The 14,865-nt window shown below is 70.9% G+C and carries 16 protein-coding genes; 4 read left to right on the top strand and 12 right to left on the bottom strand.

Annotated elements, in window-relative coordinates; translation table 11 throughout:
* From ACXVUM_RS10205 to ACXVUM_RS10195, 3 genes are all read right to left on the bottom strand, one after another.
* Window positions 1–384 (bottom strand): Rv3654c family TadE-like protein, encoded by a 384-nt coding sequence (locus tag ACXVUM_RS10205; RefSeq protein ID WP_458521675.1) that lies wholly within the window; start codon window positions 382–384, stop codon window positions 1–3.
* A complete protein-coding gene (locus ACXVUM_RS10200; protein WP_458521674.1) occupies window positions 381–767 on the bottom strand; it encodes a TadE family type IV pilus minor pilin in 387 nt (128 codons plus the stop codon). The genes ACXVUM_RS10205 and ACXVUM_RS10200 overlap by 4 nt, the downstream gene beginning before the upstream one ends.
* 63 nt (window positions 768–830) lie before the next feature.
* The gene (locus ACXVUM_RS10195) at window positions 831–1,979 is read right to left on the bottom strand and encodes a diguanylate cyclase (protein ID WP_458521673.1); all 1,149 of its coding nucleotides are present in this window, start codon (window positions 1,977–1,979) and stop codon (window positions 831–833) included.
* Window positions 1,980–2,139: 160 nt separating this feature from the next.
* Between ACXVUM_RS10195 and ACXVUM_RS10190 the strand changes: the two genes are divergently transcribed.
* The 3 genes from ACXVUM_RS10190 to ACXVUM_RS10180 are packed head-to-tail and all read left to right on the top strand — an operon-like array spanning window position 2,140 to window position 4,757.
* Window positions 2,140–2,958: a glycosyltransferase gene (locus ACXVUM_RS10190; RefSeq protein WP_458521672.1), complete on the top strand. Its 819-nt coding sequence runs from the start codon at window positions 2,140–2,142 to the stop codon at window positions 2,956–2,958.
* Between the two features lie 47 nt (window positions 2,959–3,005).
* Window positions 3,006–3,806, top strand: coding sequence for a glycosyltransferase (locus tag ACXVUM_RS10185; RefSeq protein WP_458521671.1), 801 nt, complete (start codon window positions 3,006–3,008; stop codon window positions 3,804–3,806).
* Between the two features lie 54 nt (window positions 3,807–3,860).
* Window positions 3,861–4,757, top strand: a complete 897-nt coding sequence (locus tag ACXVUM_RS10180; protein ID WP_458521670.1) for a glycosyltransferase — start codon at window positions 3,861–3,863, stop codon at window positions 4,755–4,757.
* A 4-nt stretch (window positions 4,758–4,761) separates the two neighbouring features.
* On the opposite strand, the gene ACXVUM_RS10175 is transcribed toward ACXVUM_RS10180, so the two are convergent.
* Genes ACXVUM_RS10175 through ssd form a run of 5 tightly spaced genes read right to left on the bottom strand, consistent with a single transcriptional unit; the run spans window position 4,762 to window position 8,738 of the window.
* Window positions 4,762–4,968: a DUF4244 domain-containing protein gene (locus tag ACXVUM_RS10175; protein WP_458521669.1), complete on the bottom strand. Its 207-nt coding sequence runs from the start codon at window positions 4,966–4,968 to the stop codon at window positions 4,762–4,764.
* Window positions 4,969–5,024: 56 nt separating this feature from the next.
* On the bottom strand, window positions 5,025–5,591 hold the full coding sequence (locus ACXVUM_RS10170) for a type II secretion system F family protein (protein ID WP_458522844.1): 567 nt from the start codon (window positions 5,589–5,591) through the stop codon (window positions 5,025–5,027).
* A gap of 26 nt (window positions 5,592–5,617) precedes the next feature.
* A complete protein-coding gene (locus tag ACXVUM_RS10165; protein WP_458521668.1) occupies window positions 5,618–6,466 on the bottom strand; it encodes a type II secretion system F family protein in 849 nt (282 codons plus the stop codon).
* Window positions 6,463–7,659, bottom strand: a complete 1,197-nt coding sequence (locus ACXVUM_RS10160) for a TadA family conjugal transfer-associated ATPase (protein ID WP_458521667.1) — start codon at window positions 7,657–7,659, stop codon at window positions 6,463–6,465. Before ACXVUM_RS10160 ends, ACXVUM_RS10165 begins: the two co-directional genes overlap by 4 nt.
* Window positions 7,656–8,738, bottom strand: coding sequence for a septum site-determining protein Ssd (gene ssd / locus ACXVUM_RS10155; protein WP_458521666.1), 1,083 nt, complete (start codon window positions 8,736–8,738; stop codon window positions 7,656–7,658). Before ssd ends, ACXVUM_RS10160 begins: the two co-directional genes overlap by 4 nt.
* A gap of 436 nt (window positions 8,739–9,174) precedes the next feature.
* Between ssd and ACXVUM_RS10150 the strand changes: the two genes are divergently transcribed.
* Window positions 9,175–10,020: an HAD family hydrolase gene (locus ACXVUM_RS10150; RefSeq protein WP_458521665.1), complete on the top strand. Its 846-nt coding sequence runs from the start codon at window positions 9,175–9,177 to the stop codon at window positions 10,018–10,020.
* Window positions 10,021–10,412: 392 nt separating this feature from the next.
* Here ACXVUM_RS10150 and ACXVUM_RS10145 read toward each other — a convergent pair whose 3' ends face one another.
* The 4 genes from ACXVUM_RS10145 to ACXVUM_RS10130 are packed head-to-tail and all read right to left on the bottom strand — an operon-like array spanning window position 10,413 to window position 14,794.
* The gene (locus ACXVUM_RS10145; protein ID WP_458521664.1) at window positions 10,413–11,171 is read right to left on the bottom strand and encodes an oxidoreductase; all 759 of its coding nucleotides are present in this window, start codon (window positions 11,169–11,171) and stop codon (window positions 10,413–10,415) included.
* A gap of 44 nt (window positions 11,172–11,215) precedes the next feature.
* A complete protein-coding gene (locus ACXVUM_RS10140; protein WP_458521663.1) occupies window positions 11,216–12,901 on the bottom strand; it encodes a dipeptide ABC transporter ATP-binding protein in 1,686 nt (561 codons plus the stop codon).
* On the bottom strand, window positions 12,898–13,875 hold the full coding sequence (locus ACXVUM_RS10135) for an ABC transporter permease (RefSeq protein ID WP_458521662.1): 978 nt from the start codon (window positions 13,873–13,875) through the stop codon (window positions 12,898–12,900). Before ACXVUM_RS10135 ends, ACXVUM_RS10140 begins: the two co-directional genes overlap by 4 nt.
* A complete protein-coding gene (locus ACXVUM_RS10130; protein WP_458521661.1) occupies window positions 13,868–14,794 on the bottom strand; it encodes an ABC transporter permease in 927 nt (308 codons plus the stop codon). Before ACXVUM_RS10130 ends, ACXVUM_RS10135 begins: the two co-directional genes overlap by 8 nt.
* Window positions 14,795–14,865: the final 71 nt, after the last annotated feature.

Raw genomic sequence — 14,865 nt, 5'->3', positions numbered from 1 at the left:
TCACCCGGCCCCGTCCCCGGTGACCTCGGCCGGGCCCGCGCGCGCCTCGGCTCGGGCGACCCGGGATCCGAACGGGCCCAGGGTGACCCGCACGGCGACGGCGACCGTCACGTCGGCCCCGTCGACCGAACAGGCCGTGACGTCGACGGCGTTGGCCGCACCGACGGATTCCGCCGCGCCGCAGGGGTTCTGCTCGGCGAGCAGCGCTCGGCCGGCCGCCGCGAGCGCGGCGAGGTCGGCCCCGCTCTGCGCGCGGTGACGCGCCGCTGTCGCCGCACCCAGGTGGACGACGACCACGACGAGACCGACCAGCGCGGCGACGACGAACGCACCGAGCACGGTCGCCGAGCCGCCGTCGCCGCGGACGACGGCGTCGCGTCTCACCCGTCGGCCTCCGGCTCCCGGGCCGCGACCGCCGTGGCCCCGAGGTCCACACCGGGCAGCAACGGTGACCGGGCGCGGACACGCGCCGTCGCGGTGTCCGCGTCGAGCGAGACGGTGATCGCGGCGCCCGGCGGCGCGACCGACCGTCCCGCACCCACCGCCCGGGGATCTCCGGCGGCGGCGAGACGCGCGACCTCGCGAGCGGCGTCGACGCAGCGCACATGCGTGGCGACGCCGAGCACGGCACCGATCCCGAACACGACCACAGCGACGACTGCCGCGATCGCGAACGCCGCCTCCACGGTGACCATCCCGCGGTCGTCGCGTACGAGACGCCGGGCCCACCGCGTCGGACCCGACCGAGCGGTGTCGTTCTCCCCCATGTCCGTTCGACGCACGCCCGGGGTGATCGGTTCCACCTGCCGCCGGACCGGTTCGAGATCGGGTTACGTCTGGGTCACCAGCGCACGCCCGCCGCCCTGCTGCTTCGCCTCGTACATGAGCGTGTCCGCCACCTGCTGCGCCGTGCGGACCACGCCGAGATCGCCGGTGCCGACCACCGCGCTCGAGAGGATCGCACCTCCCACGCTCACCGAACAGTCGATGTCACCCACGTCGCGGACCATGTCCGGCAGTCGACGGATCCGACGCGCGAGGGTGCCCGGGTCACCGGCGATGTAGGCGGTGAACTCCTCGCCGCCGGTGCGGGCGCACACACCGTCGCCGGTCGCCGCGAGCAGGGCCTCGGCGAGGCGCCGCAGCGTGCGATCACCCTCGTCGTGGCCGAACCTGTCGTTGATGCGTTTGAACTCGTCGACGTCGACCACGAGGACGCCGACCGCGTCGCCCACGGTCGCGGCATGCGACATCAGCGGCTCCACCGACACGTCCGCCCCACGCCTGTTGAGCAGGCCTGTCAGCGGATCTCGGATGGCCTGTCGGGAATCGGCCGACAGCGTCGACCAGGCGAAGTGAGCGACGGCGGGGATCCCGTCGACCGCGGCCAGCAGGATCAACGTCCCCGCGACGACCGCCGGCGTGTCGAACATGCCCTCCACCTGGAGGCGGGTGGCGGTCGCCACGATCACCACGGTGGCGAGGGCGAGATGGGCGAGCAGCCACCGCGAGCTGACGAGGAACGTGCACAACGCGCTGTTCACCACGAAGAAGACGCAGGCGAACGTGCTGACCATGGGCGTGTAGAGGAACAGCACCGACGTCAGTCCGACGTCGGCGAAGATGCCGAACCCGATCAGGCTCGGCCGGGCATGCCGGGTGAGGAAGGAGCGTGGAACGGTCAGCAGCGCCGCGATGACCACCAGCTGGATGCCGAACACGATCCACACCCAGACCCGCCCGAGGTGGGTCGTCGGCCCCTGGGAGCTGGTCAGCAGCAGCATCGCGCAGATCGCCAGCAGCGCGGTGTTGCCGGCGAGGATGGCGCGCATCGGGTGGTACAGCGGGCGCAGCGAGTGGTGTTCGAGGACGTACCGGTAGTCGAAATCGTCGACGAGCCAGCGCCAGAGCAGTGTTCGGAAGGAGACCGCGGGTTTCGGTCCGGCAGGGGTCCGGCGCGCAATGGAGGAAGGGTTCACCCGCCGCACTCCTCCGTCCACGTCGATACCCGGTGTGCATCGTCCACCGGCAGACCCCGGGACACATCGTCACCCGATCGCCGGGAGTTACGGGGCTGTTTTGCGCAACCGGTCCGCCGTCGTGACGCATCTCCCTCCCGGCGGTGCTTTACTCCCCCGTGTGACGAGTTCCCCCCGCGAGATGCCGTCGGCGACCACACCCGCGGTGGCGGTGGTGGTTCCCGCGCACAACGAGGAACGCCTGATCACCGACACCCTCGCCGCGCTGGACCGACAGCGCTTCGACCGCGTCGTCCACCGCGACGTCCTGCGGGGCTACCGCGTCGTCGTCGTCGACAACGCGAGCACCGACGCGACGGCAGAGGTGGTCAGGTCGTTCATCGATGCGGGGACGTCGGTCCCGATGGAGCTCGTCACCGAGACCGAGAAGGGCACCGGCTGCGCCGCCGACACCGGCGTGCGCCGGGCCATCGACCGAGGCGCGACGTTCATCGCACGCACCGACGCGGACACGCTCCCCGCACCGGACTGGCTCGCCCACATCGTCGCCCCACTGCTCGACGGCTACCGCCTCGTCGGCGGGCGTGTGCAGGCGCGGTCGGACGGAGGCGCGTCGGCGTCGGTCTTCAACGCACTCGGCACGCTGTGGCGGGTCGGGCACGCCGTCGAGTGGGCCCGGACCCGGCGATCGGCTCCGCACGAGCGACGCAGCTTCGCCGTCGTCGGCAACAACATGGCGATCGACGCGGAGATGTACCAACAGTCGGGCGGCTTCCCCCGCACGCGCATCGAGGACGCCCACGAGGACGAGGTGCTGCACCAACGGGTGCGCGCGCTCGTCGGTGCGGACGGCATCGCCCTGGCCACCCACGCCGTCGTCCGGACCTCGCTGCGGCGGCTCGACGAGTACGGGACCCGGGACTTCCTCTCCTGGTACAGCTCCGACGAGCGACCCGACCGGGACGCCGACATACGCTGACCTGAATCCGCGCTGCGCCACTGCTGCACCTGTGTTGTACTGAACTAATGACGAGCGATCAGTCGCCGGTGGCCGTGATCGTCGCAGCGTTCAACGAGGAGAAGTACATCCTCGACACGCTGCAGGCGCTCGACGCCCAGGATTTCGACTCGGTGCTGCACCGTCGGATCTTCGACGGTTTCCGCGTGATCGTCGTGGACAACAACAGCACCGACGGCACCGCGGCGATCGTGCGCCGCCACATCGCGAGCGGACCGCGGTTCCCCGTCGAACTCATCTCCGAGAAGGAGAAGGGCTGCGGTTACGCCGTCGACACGGCCACCCGCTACGCCATCGCCACCGGTGCCACCTTCATCGCCCGTACCGACGCCGACACCATCCCCGAACCGGATTGGCTCACCGAGATCCTGCGCCCCCTTCTCAACGGCAAGCGTCTCGCCGGCGGTCGGTTGCGTGCCCGCGAGGACGAGGGACTGACGAATCGCGTCTTCAACGTCATCGGCAACGGCTGGCGGCTGGGTCACCTGCTCGAGTGGTACAAGACGCGTCGCGAGCCGGACCAGAACCGACGCAGCTTCGCGATCTGCGGGCCGAACATGGCCTTCGACGCCGACATCTACGAGCGCAGTGGCGGTTTCCCGCGCGCGTCGATGGACGACACCGACGAGGACCTCGTCTTCCACCGCCGCGTGCGCGCGCTCGTCGGGTCCGACGGGATCGCGCTCGCGCCGCGCGCCGTCGTCCGCATCTCGCTACGGCGCCTCCACGAGGTCGGTATCCGGGACTTCGTCGCCTGGTACGGCGAGAAGGAACGGGACACCACCGGCAAGAAGGTCGACATCCGCTAGTCCTCGAGTCGCGGGCCATCCGGACATGTGTCAGTGTCGGGTATGTCCTCGCGGATGGCCGTCATCATCCCCGCACACGATGCTGCCGACCTGCTGGGTGACTGTCTCCGTTCGGTGATCGGCCAGCTGCTCCCCGGCGACGAGCTGGTGGTCGTGGACGACCGCTCCTCCGACGCCACCGGGACGGTGTGCGCCGAGGTCGGTGTCCGCGTCGTGCCGAACACCCACGCCGCCGGCCCGTACGGCGCCCGGAACTGCGGGGTGGAGGCCACCGATGCCGATCTGCTGGTGTTCTTCGACAGTCGCTGTCGGGCGCGTCCGGGCTGGCTGGACCAGCATCGACGTGGTCTCGCCGGGGACGACGGACCGGTCATCACCTACTCCGACGTCGCGGTGCTCGGCGAGACGTCGACCGCGGGAGCGGTTGCCGCGCATCTGAACCCGTTCGGCGTCGCCACCTATCGCGGACTCGGCTTCTATCCCGCGTGCAATCTCGGTGCGTCCAGGGCGCTGTGGGCGACGATCGGCGGGTTCCGGGAGGTCCGCGGCGGTGCGGACGCGACCTTCTGCCACGACGCCGTCGCTCTCGGCGCGACGTTCTCCGTCGACACCGACACCCGCGTCGACTGGCAGCCACGCGAGCGCATCGGTGACCTGCTGTCCCAGTACCACCGATACGGTCGCGACTCCTACCGCACCCGCTCGGGCTCTCCGGTCTCGTTCGCGGCCGGTCGTCTCCCGCTGGTCCCGCTGCGGGCGCTCGGCACGTTCCTCGGACCGCCGTCACGGCGCTCGTCGGCGACCGCCCGCCTCGGTGCCGCACTCGTCCAGACCGCGTTCGAGGTGGGCGGCATCCGCGCCGCCGCAACCGATCTGCGCACCCGCCGTCGACCGGAGATGTGTGGTTCTCGCGACGACACGCCGACGAATCGCCACGAGAACCACACATGATCGGTCAGCCGACGGTCGTGTTCAGCGCCTTGGTGACGATCCCCGTCAACGCGGACACGATGTTGTCGCCGGTGACGACGGTGTAGAGGATCGCCCCGAACGCCGCGGCGGCGATCGTGCCGATCGCGTACTCCGCCGTGGACATCCCGTCGTCCGCGGCGGCCGCCTCCATCATGCGGACCTGCGCGGCCCGGATCCATCTGTGCTGCATGTTCACTCCCCTCTCCTGACCGGCGGACCATCCGCCGGTCGACCCTGCGAGCGCGCTCACAGCACCCCTCCCCGCAGGACCGTCCCGGCGAGTCCGACGACCACCGGCACGATGCCGAGGCACACGAACGCCGGGAGGAAACACAGGCCCAGCGGGCCCGCGACGGCCACGCCGGCCCGCTCCGCCGCGGCCGCAGCCCGGTCCTGCGCCGACTCGCGCTGCGACTGCGCGAGCTCGGCGAGTCCGTGCACGGGCGACGACCCCGCACGGGCGGAGCGACGGGCCATCGCGCACAGGGAGATCGCGGCCGGGTCGGCGGCTGGCTGCGGTTCCCACGCCTGGACGGGATCGGCACCGAGGGCGAGCAACTCCGCTGCGCGACGCAAAGTCTCGGCCAGTGCCGGGGGCGCCGAATCCGCGACGACGGCAGCCGCGGTCGCGACCGGCATCCCGGCCCGCAGACACACCGCGAACAGGTCGTACCCGGCGGCGACGGCGAACGGGTCTGTCGTCGGTCTCGACACGCCGAGCCACCGCGGCGACCGATCGCGCGGCGGGGGCGGGACCAGCCGCGCCATCACCCACCCACCCGACGGGGCGACCAACAACGCGGCCGCCGCCATCAGCGCCGCGCCGGACCACCAGGGGTTCACGGCGTCATCACCTTCGCCGTGATCCGCTCGGTCCACCAGAGGCCCAGCACGACGAGACCGACGCCCGCCGCCAGCAGCATGCCGCCCAGTTCCCCGCCCAGCAGCACCGAGACCGGATGTGCACCCATCGCCTCCCCCAGCAGGACACCGAGCACCGGCAGCCCGGCCAGGACCGCGGCCGTCGCGCGGGCGCCCGCGAGCCCGGCGCGGGTCCGCTCGGCGAACCGCCGTCGCGCCACGAGGTCGTCGCGGACCGACTGCACCAGGTCTGCCATCGGCAGTCCGTGCTGCTCGGCGGTCGACCATGCGACGCCGATCCGCGCCCACGCGTCGGCCTGGTGGCCGCCGGTGGATGCGAGTCCCGCGGCGACATCCCCGCCCAGTTCCGCCCGACCGGCCATGGCGGTCACCACCTCGAGCGTCGGCGCGACCCCCGGTGCGGGCATCCGTCGGGCGAGGTCCTCGGCCGCCTGCCTGCAGGCGCGAGCCGGGTGGGCGCCGACGGACAACTCGGCGACCATCACGGTCACGGCGTCCAGGACGGCGTCGAGTTCCGCCTCGCGGACGCGGTCACGACGACGGTGTCGACGCCGACGGAGCACCGTGGCGGTCGCGAGGCCCGCCGCCACACCCGCGAGCACACCGACCACGGCCACGACACCCAGCACGCAGGACAATCCCCCGACGACCCAGCGGTCGACACCGGCCGGCCTGCCGCGCAGCACGACTCGCCTGCTCGATCTGCTCGATCGTCCCGTCGCGACGTCGAGCCGCCGCACCGGGACACCGATGGGCCACAACGAGATCGCTGCGGCGACCGCCACGAGTACCGCGGCGCCACTCACGGGGTCACCACCGCCGCGCTCGACCGGCACATCCGCGCGCGTAGATCGTCCAGGGCGGTGGTGAACCCGCTGTCCCGGCGCCAGACCGGACGCGTGCGGACCCAGCCGTCGTCGCCGCGGGCGAGGAGCCCGATCTCGCACACACCTCGATGACCGTCGGGGTCGCGTGCGACGGCGATCACCACGTCGACGGCGGCAGCCAGCTGGCTGTGGACCGCGGGCCGGTCCATCCCACCGAGTGCCGCGAGCGCCTCGACGCGGGCGGGCACCTCGTCGACGGAGTTGGCGTGGAGCGTTCCGGCGCATCCCTCGTGCCCGGTGTTCAGGGCCGTGAGGAGATCGACCACCTCGGCACCGCGCACCTCACCGACGACGATCCGGTCGGGCCGCATGCGCAGGGCCTGCCGGACCAGGTCGCGCACGCCGACCGCTCCGACCCCCTCCACGTTGGCGGTCCGCGCGACCATCCGCACCACGTGCGGATGGGTCGGTGCGAGCTCGACAGCGTCCTCGACGCACACGATGCGTTCACCGGGATCGACTCGTCCGAGCAGTCCGCTCAACAGCGACGTCTTCCCCGCACCGGTACCGCCGACGACGAGGAATGCCAGTCGGGCGCGGACGATCTCGTCGACGAGGCCGACCACGTCGCCGGGGATCGCTCCGCGCTCGACGAGCGCGGCGAAGTCGAGGACGGCCGGTCGGAGCACGCGCAGCGACAGACATGTCCCGTCGACGGCGATCGGTGGGATCACCGCGTGCAACCGCACGCTGTACCCGCGCCGACCGACATTGCGGAGCTGCCCGTCCACCCAGGGAGCGGCGTCGTCGAGTCGACGACCCGCGCTCGCGGCGAGTCGGACCGCGAGACGACGCACAGCGGTGTCGTCGTCGAAGACGATGTCGGTCAGTCTCAGCCCGGCGCCGCGGTCCACCCAGACCTGGCGCGGGCCCACCACCAGTACGTCGGCCACGTCCGGGTCGTTGAGGACCTCCTCCAGCAGACCGGCCCCGACCAGTTCGGTCTGCAGGAATCGCAGCGCCTCCAGCAGATCGGTGTCACCGAGGACGCCCCGCGACTCCGCCCGGATCGCCTCGGCCATCACCTGCGGTGTCGGCTCGGCCGACTCCCCGGCCAGACGTTCCCGGACGCGTGTCAGCAACTCGCGACGCGCCTGTGGATCCTCGCTCACGCCGGCACCGCCGCCACGTCGAGGACATGGTCGAGCACGGCGTCGGCAGCGCGACCCAGCGAGGAGCGCCGGCCGAGCGGGAGACGCCCGGACTCGAGCCCGGCGACCACCCGCGGATCCGGTCGGACGGTGGCCAGGAGATCGACGTCGACCGTCGCGGCGACCGCGGTCGCGGTCAGGCCGCCGGGAGCGGGACCGCGGACCACCAGCCCGGCGCGGTCGGTGACAGAACCCCACCGGCGGGCGATCTCGCAGGTGGCGGCGCATCCTCGCACCGTCGCGGTGGTGACGACGACGAGGAGGTCGACGACCTCGACCACGGCCAGGGCGACGTCGTCGACACGGCGCGACAGGTCCGCGACGACGGTCCCCCCGGCACCCCGTGCGGCCTCGAGCACCGCCCGGGCCGCGTCGGCGCCGACGGTGTGGCCGTGGCCCCGGCGGGGACCGAGGACGGTCACGCCGGCGGCGCTCCGCGGGAGTGCGGCGTGCAGACTCTCGGCGACCACCTGCCCGCTGTCGACGGTGAGGTCGGACCACCGCAGACCCGCGGATCCCTCCGTCCCCAGGATCAGGTCGATGCCTCCGCCGGCATCGTCCAGATCGAGCAGGAGCGTCTCGCCCACGAGGTCCTGCGCGGCACGTGTCGCCACCGCCGACGCGAGGACGCTGGCACCGGCACCGCCGTGGCCGGCCAGCACCGCGACCCCCAGTCCGGCGCCCCGGCGCGGCGTCCGCAGACGACTCAGCGCGCCCACCACCGCGTGGTCGTCGGCGGGCAGCACGTGGGCGTCCTCGGCGCCGAGCCGTACGGCGGCACGCCACAGATCGGCCTCGACCGACCCGGTACCGACCACCAGGACGCCCGGGCGGTGCGGCCAGCCGGCGTCGGCGACCGACCGCGCGGCCGTCGCGTCGAGGACAACCGCCGCGGCGTCCGCCCATGCGCGTCTGCCGCCGTCCGGTGCTGCCGCGACGACCCGGTAGCCCGCCGCCGCAGCACACCGCGTGACGTCGTCGAGGAGGTCGTCGCCGACCATCGCCACGAGGAGATCGTCGGCTCGGGATGAGTTCGTCATGCGGCGATGATCGTCCGCGGGACATGCACACATCGCGCAGCGCACAACGCCGGACCGCGATTCTGTGCATTCGTGCGAAGTTGTGGACAGGGCCCGAGAATGTCGACGTCATCGCAATCCACGGCGATGAAAAGGGCCCAGAATAGAGGACGACCCCGGCCAGGGGGGGAGGAGGCCAGGGTCGTCGCGTTTCAGCCCCGGGGGGTCGGGCTGAAAGCCCCGGATGAACCGGGTGACTCTGACTATACACACCACCACCCCGATGATTGCAACCCCGAGCATCGGGTTACCGGCGAGTAGTTTATGCGGCCTGACCTGCGCAAGTCTTCCCCGCGACCTACCGTTCCGTAGGTTTGCTTATCTACCTGGGACCTTCCGGCGCGACGGATGCCCGGACCGGCCTGCCGAGGGTGCCGCGGCGTCGTACCCTGAGCGCGTGAATGCGGCGTCGATCGGCCCCGGTACATCAGCTGTACCGCCGTCGACGACACCGATCGCGGCATTCTTCGATCTCGACAAGACCATCATCGCGAAATCGAGCACTCTGGCATTCTCGCGACCATTCTTCGACGAGGGATTGATCAATCGACGCGCGGTGTTGAAGTCCAGCTACGCGCAGTTCTTGTTCTTGTTGACCGCCGCCGATCACGATCAGGTCGACCGGATGCGGCGGCATGTCACCCAGATGTGCACGGGGTGGGATGTCGCCCAGGTCCGCAGCATCGTCGCGGAGACCCTGCACGACATCGTCGAGCCGCTCGTCTACGCGGAGGCGGCCGAGCTGATCGCCGGCCACCGGGCACGGGGACACGACGTCGTCATCGTGTCCGCCTCCGGTGTCGAGATGGTCGAGCCGATCGGCGAGATGCTGGGCGTCTCGACGGTGCTGGCGAGCCGCATGCTCGTGGCCGACGGTCGGTACACGGGCGAGATGGACTTCTACTGCTACGGCGACGCCAAGGTGACCGCGATGCGGGAACTGGCCGAACGCGCCGGCTACGACCTCACCCAGTGCTTCGCCTACTCCGACTCCGTCACCGACCTGCCCATGCTCGACGCCGTCGGCCACCCGACGGCGGTCAACCCCGACCGGGCTCTGCGCCGCGCCGCCTCCGGGCGCGGCTGGCCGGTGGTGACCTTCAGTCGCCCCGTCTCGATCCGCGACCGCTTCCCACGCCCGTCCCGTCCGTCGACGGCCGGCGGGGCTGTCGCGCTGGGACTGGGCGCAGCCGTGGCGGGCGCCGTGACCTACGCGGCGGTGCACCGCGGCCGGTCACACTGACGAGACCGAATCGCCACCCGTCCGACTCTTGATGTGACCGCCATCACGGTGTAGAACTGGGGGCACGGCAGGCACCGACGGCAACGTCCACTCCGGAAGAGAAGGAGCGGACCCCCGGGCAGGGGCCTCCCAGCACGGATACCGAGCACCCACGCGGAGCGCGCCGCGACAGGCAGAAGTGTTGCGGGCCTGCGACTTCTCGGCAGGCGGACTCGTCACGATCAACCCTTGGGTGGGCATCGTGAGCGATTCGCCCCGACCAGTTCGCCGAGGCCACCCACGCAACCCACCCAGCACGCTTGGTAACTCGGATCCGTGCTCGCAGGCCCTGCGATCTGTCCAGATCGCAGGGCCTGCAATGTGTTCCGGGGTATTTTCCGCGACGCCGCCGGTCAGCGCCGGGCGTCGGCGATCGACCGCGCCTCTCCCGCACCGCTTTCCAGCGCCTCGGCGTGCAGGAGCAACCAGGACGTGAGACCATCGGCCGTCCCGGAGGCGAATCCGGCGACCGCGGCACGGTAGGCGTCGGCACGTCTGAGCCACGTCACCTCCGGCACTCCGAGACAGTGCGGGTCGAGGCCCGCCGCGGCGCAGGCGAGCCGGGACGCGGCCCGCGCGACGACACCGTTGGCGACGCCGAACGGTTCCATCGCCAGAAGCTCACCGTGCACGACCGCGGTCAGCACCGGCGCGGGCGCGGTCGTCCCGCCGGTCACGAGGCCGGCCAGCAGGTCCAGCCGCTGGGACACGTCGGTGTCGACGCGGGGCCGACCGAGTTCGTCGGGGTCGTCGACGAGGTCGGCCGCCGCCAGCAGGTGCAGCCGGGCCAGCGCCTGCAACGGGGCGCGCGTCCACACTGCGGTCAACGACTCCAACGAGTCGCCGGTGAGCGCCAGCGCGACGCGCAGCGCACCGGCCAGCGCCGGATCGGCGACCTCGTCCTCCCGCCGCAGCGACACCGTCGAGCCGTCGATCGCCGCCGACGACTGGGCCGCCCGCCAGGACGCCTCGACCGAACTGTCCGGCCACCCCCGGAGGTTCACCGGGTGACGATGGACGGCGGCCAGGGCGTCCCGCGCGGCGTCGGACGCGGCCGCGACCCCCGGCAGGTCGACGAGCGGCGCCAGGGGATCCGCATTCGGGGCACTCACGGACCCAACCCTAGTGAGGTGCCGTTCCGCCGCCGCCGCACCGGTCACTGCAGCAGCGCGGCACCCGGGATGGCGTCGAGCAGGGTGCGGGTGTACTCCTTCTGCGGGGAGTCGAAGACGGCGTCGGTGGTGTTGTGCTCGACGACCTTGCCCTGCTCCATCACGACCACGTCGTCGGCGATCTGACGCACCACGGCGAGATCGTGCGTGATGAACAGATAGGTCAGACCCAGCTCGGCCTGCAGCTGGTTCAGCAGCTCCAGGATCTGCGCCTGCACCAACACGTCCAACGCGGACACGGCCTCGTCGCAGACGACGAGTTCGGGGTCGAGGGCGAGCGCACGCGCGATCGCGACACGTTGACGCTGCCCGCCGGACAGTTCGTTGGGGAACCGCTTCATCACCGACGCCGGCAGCGCGACCTTGTCGAGCAGATCCCGCACCCGCTCCTCACGCTCCTTGCCCGACCCGATCTTGTGGATCCGCAAGGGTTCCTCGATCACGCGGTAGATGGAGAACAGCGGGTCGATGGAGCCGTAGGGGTTCTGGAAGATCGGCTGGACCCGACGCCGGAACGATGCGGACTCCCCACGGGTGTACGACCGGACATCGCGACCGTCGAACTCCACGGTGCCCCGGGTCGGCTCGAGGAGACCCAGGACCATCTGCGCGACAGTCGATTTCCCGGAGCCGGACTCGCCGACGATCGCCGTGGTGGTGCCTCGGCGGATCGAGAACGACACGTCGTCGACAGCCAGCAGCGACGACGACCGCCAGGGGGCGCTCCCGCGGATGGAGAACTCCTTGGTGAGTCCGGACGCCACCACGACGTCACCGCCGGCGTCGGCGGGCGCCGACTGCCCGGCCGACTCGGCGGCCTTCTCCACGACGCTCGCCCGGGCCTCGCGGATCGACCGACGACTCGACGCGAGCGACGGCGCCGAGGCGATGAGACGTTTCGTGTACTCGTGCTGCGGATCCCGCAGGATGTCCAGCGCAGGCCCGCTCTCCACGACGCGGCCGCGGTACATCACGATGAGGTGCGACGCGCGCTCCGCGGCGAGACCGAGGTCGTGGGTGATCAACAGCACGGCCGTGCCCAGATCCCGCGTCAACCCGTCGAGGTGGTCGAGGATCTGACGCTGCACCGTCACGTCCAGCGCGGAGGTCGGCTCGTCGGCCACCAACAGCTTCGGCCGACACGAGAGTCCGATCGCGATGAGCGCGCGCTGGCGCATACCGCCGGAGAACTCGTGCGGGAACTGGTTCATGCGCTTCTCGGCGTCGCGCATACCCGCCTCGGACAACAGTTCGGCCGCGCGCTTCTTCGCCGCCGACCCCTTCGCGACGTTGTTCGCCTCGAGTGCCTCACGGACCTGGAAGCCGATGCGCCACAGCGGGTTGAGGTTGCTCATCGGATCCTGCGGGACGAGGCCGATGTCCTTGCCCCGCAGTGCGTCGACCTCCCGCTTGGACGCCGTCGTCAGCTCGGTCCCGTCGAACAGGATGCTGCCACGGGTCACCGTGCCGGTCCCGGGCAACAGGTTGAGCACGGCGTTCGCGGTGGTCGTCTTCCCCGAGCCCGACTCGCCGACGATCGCGACGGTCTGCCCCGGGTAGACGGTGAGGTCGACGCCGGACACGGCCTCGTTCGTGCCGAAGGAGACGGCGAGGTCGCGGACGGCGAGGATCGGCTCGACGCCGCCGGCTGCCGGTGTCTGCTCGGTCATCGGGTACGCGCCTTCGGGTCGAGGGCGTCGCGCAGGGCGTCACCCATCATGATGAACGCCAGCACCGTGAGGGCCAGCGCCACAGCGGGATACAGCAGGATCGGGTTGCCCGACCGCAGCAGGTTCTGACCGGCCGCGATGTCGATGCCCCACGAGACGCTGGTCGCCGGCAGACCGATGCCGAGGTACGACAGGGTCGCCTCGGTCACGATGAACACGCCCAGGCTGATCGTGCAGATGACGATGATCGGGCCGAGGGCGTTCGGGATCACGTGGGACACGATGATCCGAGCGCGGGAGGCGCCCAACGCCTTCGACGCGGTGATGAACTCCTCGTTGCGGATGGAGATCGTCGCGCCGCGCGCGATGCGCGCGACCTGCGGCCACCCGAACACGGCCAGGATCGTCACGACCGTCCACACGCTGCGGTTGGCGAACATCTGCATGATGACGATCGCCGCGAGGATCAGCGGCAGCGCGAAGAAGACGTCGGTGACCCGCGAGATGATCACGTCGAGCCAGCCGCCGAAGAACCCGGCCAGCACACCGAACACCGTCCCGATCACGAAGACGATCAGGGTGGTGACCACGCCGACCACCACGGACGCGCGGGCGCCGTAGATGGTGCGCGCGTAGATGTCACAGCCCTGCAGGTCGGTGCCGAACCAATGCGCGCCCGAGGGCTTCTGCAGGCTCAACGACCCGAGACACAGGTGCGGGTCCTGATGTGCGAACAGGCCCGGGAACAGGCTCACGACGATGACCAACACGATCATCAGGGCCGAGACGATGAACAGCGGGCGGCGGCGCAGGTTGATCCACGCGCCCTTCCAGAACCCCGCCGACGAGCCGCTCTCGACGACCACGTCGACGGCCAGGACCTCGGCCTCCGACGCACCGGCGACGAACCGGTCCTGGTGTGGGTGGGTGGCGGGGACGCCCGTCTGCGCGGCGTCCGGATCACGGTCAGGCATAACGGATCCTCGGATCGATGAGGGCGTACAGGAGGTCCACCACCAGGTTGGCGATGAGATAGATGAGCACCAGCACCGTGACGATGGAGACCACCGTCGGCGCCTCGCCGATCTGCACGCTGCGGAAGACGGTCTGGCCGATCCCGTTGATGTTGAAGATCCCCTCGGTGACCACGGCGCCGGCCATCAGCGCGCCGAGGTCGGCACCGAGGAAGGTCACCACGGGGATCAACGAGTTGCGCAGGATGTGCACCGTCACCACCCGCGGGCGCCCCAGACCCTTGGCGGTGGCGGTGCGCACGTGGTCGGCCCCGGCCACCTCGGCGACGGAGTTGCGGGTCAATCGCAGGATGTACGCGATCGACACCAGGGCCAACACGAAGGCGGGCAACATCAGGTTCTTGATCGAGGTGTTGCCGCCGACGGTCACCGGCGCCAGACCCCATTTCACGCCGATGACGAACTGCGCGAGGAAGCCCAGCACGAAGATCGGGATGGCGATGACGATGAGGCTCGCCACCAGCACCGTCGAGTCGAACCAGCCGCCGCGACGCAGTCCCGCGATGACACCGATGACGATGCCGAGCACGGCCTCGATGATGAGTGCCATCACCGCGAGCTTGATGGTCGTCGGGAAGGTCTGACGCATCACGTCGATGACCGGCCGGCCCGAGAAGGACTGACCGAAGTCGAACGTGAAGATGCCCTTGAGGTAGATCCAGTACTGCTGGAAGAAGCCGTCGTTGAGGTGGTACTGCTCCCGGATCTGCTCGCGGACCGCGGGCGTCAGGGGTCGCCCGCCTCCGAGCGCGGCCGTCGGGTCACCCGGCAGCTTGTAGACCATGAAGTAGAGCAGCAGCGTCGCGCCGAAGAAGACGGGGATCAGCTGCAGGATCCGCCGGGCGGTGTACCAGAGCATGGTGGGTCACTTCCTTCGCACACACCTGCGTCCTCCGGTCGGGGGTGGTGGGGCCAGGAGAGGCCCGACCA

Source organism: Williamsia sp. SKLECPSW1 (assembly GCF_054332755.1).
This window is presented reverse-complemented; position numbering and strand designations above follow the sequence as displayed.